The following is a 3943-nucleotide window of genomic DNA, read 5'->3' as shown; positions in this document are numbered from 1 at the left end:
CGCGGCTCAAAACGTCGTGTTTGTGTGGCATCTACACCAGCCCCCCTATTACATACCAGAAAGCTCCCTCCCTACAGACACAGGCAAGGGAGTGGCAGAGGCTCCCTGGGTGAGGCTGTGGACTGCGAAGGCGTACTACCCCATGTTGTTGCTGGTGGAGGAAACTGGGGTAAAAGTAACTTTTGACGTGACGCCTACCCTGCTCGAGCAGATTGAGATGTACGCCTCAGGTAGGCTGACTGATAGGTATCTACAACTCTCTCTCAAAAGCGCCGAGGAGTTAACAGAAGAAGAAAAGGCGTTTATAGCCAACAGATTTTTCGACATAAGCTGGGAGGTTCAGATCCCGAAGTTTCCGCGGTATCAATGTCTACTCCAGAAGAGAAACAGCGGTCTGCAGTTCGACACGGCGGACTACCGCGACTTACAGGTATTATTCAACCTGGCGTGGATTAACGAGAAGCTACTCGTCGAAGACCCGGAGCTGAGGCCTATATACGAAAAGGCTAGAAACAGCAACTGCGATACCCACTTCACAGACCTAGAGAAGGCGGTGGTCTTGACAAAGCACCTAAAGTACCCCAAGCTGTTTCTAGACAAGCTAGCGAAGCTGTATAGAGGCGGGTGGATAGATGTAGTCATGACGCCGTACTACTACCCCATAGCTCCACTTGTTGAAAACACCAGCAACGCCCTACTCACAGACCCCGGCATAATAACCCTGCCACGGCCCTTCGCACATCCTGAAGACGTCGCCGCACAGATCCAGCTCTCTAGACACAAATTCAAAACGTTCTTCAAGTCGGAGCTCCTGGGCGTGTGGCCCCCAGAGCTGGCAGTCGACGATCTCTTTCTAGAAATACTGTCTCAAAACTCTATTAGGTATACCATAGCCGATCAAGTAGCTCTGCAACGCTACCTGGGTAGGGAGGCGGAGCCTAGGGAGCTCCACACGCCGTGGGTTAGACACGGGGTCTTAATCTTCTTCAGAGATAGAGAGCTGTCGGACTGGATAGGCTTCAGAGGCTCGGAGCTGTCACGGCAATTCGGCGAGGACTACGCCGCGGGACAGTTCCTACAGATCTTAAGCAGTAGAGCCGGCGGCGGATACATCGTAATCGCCCTCGACGGCGAAAACCCGTGGGAGTGGTACCCCCACGACGGCTACATCTTCCTCACCAAGATATACAACGCGGTTAAGGACCGCGCCACGACTCTAAGGGAGGCAGCCGGGAGAGCCACGCCGCTACCCATGAACTCGCCGTTGCCCCCCTCCAGCTGGGCCGGGGGGAGCCTCTCCGTGTGGATAGGGGAGTGGGAGGAGAACCTGGCATGGAGGATACTAGAAGAGGCGAGGCAAGCCGCCCAGAACAAGGCCTGGGCGCAGTTGCTATACCCGGCGGAGGCAGGCGACTGGTTCTGGTGGTACGGACGGGATAGGGAATCACCTGTGGAGAACGTCTTCGACTACCTATTCCGCTACGTTATTAAGAAGTTTTACAACAAGACAGGTCTGCCCTACAGCTACACGTGGCCTCTCGACGAGCCTATTCACTACAGAAGCCAAGTCACAGTTGACTGGGCTGGGGCTCCCTTCAACAGACTGATATTCAGCGAAGTGGAAAACGTGACGGTCACCGTCGAGGTGTATTCACAAACCGCCGGCACCGCCAGCCCCGGCAGAGCCGGGGGCATTAGGGCGGTGGCGCACTGGGGCCCGGTGGATGTGTGGGGCGGGGCGTGGAGGGACTTGTTCTTCGCCCCCATGGCGTACGCCGGGGACGTGGGGAACAACGACGTATATGCGCTACAGCTGAGACTCCCACCTGGTAAGTACGAGTTCACCTTCATAGCCCAGGGCTCCAACGAGGTCTACGCAACGGCGCTTGGGAAGAACTACAGAGTGGAGGTGGTGCCCAGAACCGGCGGCTACGTCTGCGGCGTCGAGCTGAGCCGCGTGGAGGTATACGACTCGGGGGGCAACCTAATCGCTACCTATACCGGAAACGCCACGGCGTACGTCGGCGACGTAATTAAGGCCTACTACAGGATATGCAGAAGCGGCGGCGTCTACGTAGCTACGTCCATGGCCCTCCTGAGGGATGTAGGGGCGCCGTGGGATGAGGTGTACGTATACGCGGAGCCCGCCGGCGGCGATCTCTACGTGGCCGAGTTTAGGCTCAACTACAGCGGCGTGTTTGTACTAAGGGCCAAGGCCATGGGTAGCAACGTGTCCTACTCGCCGCCGACCTACATCAAGGCACTCGGCGGCCCAGGCCCAAGATTCGTAGACGGAAACCCCAGCGACTGGATCGGCCAACCGCCTCAGCAGACACCCGGAGCAACCGCCAGTATGTATGAGCTAATAGTCACAGACCCCGAGGGCGATCAGTACAGGTATTACCGCCCAGATTGGGACTGGCCCCCCTCAGACGACTTAGATGCAGTGGAGCTCAGACTCTACATAGATGGAAACAACCTCTACGGGCTGGTAAAGCTGAGGCAACTCGGCAACATCTACGCGCCGTACGTCATGGTGGCGATCGGACTCCCAGGAGGCGGGTTCAGCGAGTGGCTACCCGACTGGAGCGATACGAAGCTCGCCTTTAAGTGGGACTACGTAATAGGCATAAACTATGGAAAAGGCACCCCACTCTTCCTATTCGACCACTCCTGGGATCCAAAACCGGCGGGGCAAATAGCCAGATCTGGAAACGTCATAGAATTCGCCATACCGCTAGACCAGCTACCACTACTAAAAGACGCAAAAGAGATCTACATAACGGCGGCGGTGTTTGCAAACAGCTACGGAGGCATATGGGACCCCGGCAAAAACAACGCATACGACCCAGCAAGAGGCATATACATAAACGAAGACATCTACGCATCCAACATATACGACGTATTCGGACAGGCGCCGACATGGGAAGAAGTCCACGGAGGCTGGAATGGCGGCGACTACACAGTCAACTTCTACATCACAGCACATCTACAAAACGGCAGAATAGTCGCACTCTCCTAAACCCCCACCTTTTTAGAAAAATCAATGGGCCCGCCGGGATTTGAACCCGGGACCACCCGCGTGCCCAGGCAACCGCCGCGTGAGGCGGGCATCATACCGCTAGACTACGGGCCGTATCTAGCAATGTTTAAGTTTTTAAGTTTTCATGGCGTCTGCCCGCCGCGCGGTGATTGCTGTGGGTTTTTTATACCGCCTCGTGTGTGGGGTTGTGCGGTGTCTGAGAGTGTTCTTTGACGGGGCGTGCGAGCCCGTCAACCCGGGGGGCGTCGGGGCATATGGCTTCGCCGTGTTTGACGGCGAAAGGGAGGTGTATGGAGAGGGGGGTGTGGTGTGCGTCGGGGAGCGGTGGTGTACTAACAACTACGCGGAGTATTCCGCGTTGGTGAAGGCGCTTGAGTGGGCTCTGTCAAACGGCGTGGAGTGCGTGGCTGTCTACGGCGACAGCCAGCTGGTGGTGAGGCAGGTCGTGGGTGAGTACGCGGTTAGGGCTCCCCACCTAAAGCCGCTGTACGAGAGGGCGCTGGAGCTGGCGGGCCGCTTCAAGGGGTTTTCCATTTCCTGGGTGCCCCGGGGGGAGAACAGCCGCGCCGACTACTACTCGAAGAGGGCTTACTGCGACTACTTGAAGGCGAGGCCGGAGCTCCGGGAGAGGTACAGCCGGTGGCTCGCCACCGGGAGGCAGCTGGCCGCGCTTAGGCGGCTCGGCGTAGAAGCCGACGTGTGCCTCACGAGAGCCGAGGCGTCGAGGTTGATAAGACGTCTGGGGAGGGGTTAGGACACATATAAAGCACGGCGCCGGTTGTGCGGCGCGGCGGATGCCGTGGGGTGCTGTTACAGTAGCGGCGCTTGTACCTCAACCTCCACCTCTGGCGGGCTCTGGCTGGCGTCTACCTTTGTGTAGATCTCCCGTGTGGGGGTGCC

General features: G+C 57.7%; 2 protein-coding genes, 1 tRNA gene and 1 pseudogene. 2 read left to right on the top strand and 2 right to left on the bottom strand.

Features of this window, described 5'->3' with window-relative positions; translation table 11 throughout:
* Positions 1-3022: glycoside hydrolase (locus ACP5J3_RS11790; protein WP_428495867.1), on the top strand; the 3022-nt coding region annotated here is incomplete at its 5' end.
* A gap of 25 nt (positions 3023-3047) precedes the next feature.
* Here the strand turns inward: ACP5J3_RS11790 and ACP5J3_RS11785 are convergent.
* Positions 3048-3136, bottom strand: a tRNA-Val gene (locus ACP5J3_RS11785).
* 94 nt (positions 3137-3230) lie between these two features.
* Here ACP5J3_RS11785 and rnhA point away from each other — a divergent pair.
* Entirely contained in the window at positions 3231-3797 is a 567-nt protein-coding gene (gene rnhA / locus ACP5J3_RS11780; RefSeq protein WP_428495866.1) for a ribonuclease HI, read from the top strand.
* 56 nt (positions 3798-3853) lie between these two features.
* Here rnhA and ACP5J3_RS11775 read toward each other — a convergent pair.
* Positions 3854-3943: pseudogene (locus tag ACP5J3_RS11775) on the bottom strand (transcriptional regulator); the annotation flags it as partial.

The organism is Pyrobaculum sp., assembly GCF_049971835.1.
Classification (GTDB): Archaea; Thermoproteota; Thermoprotei; order Thermoproteales; family Thermoproteaceae; genus Pyrobaculum.
Note: the sequence above shows the minus strand (reverse complement) of the source record. Positions and strands in the feature narration are given on the sequence as shown.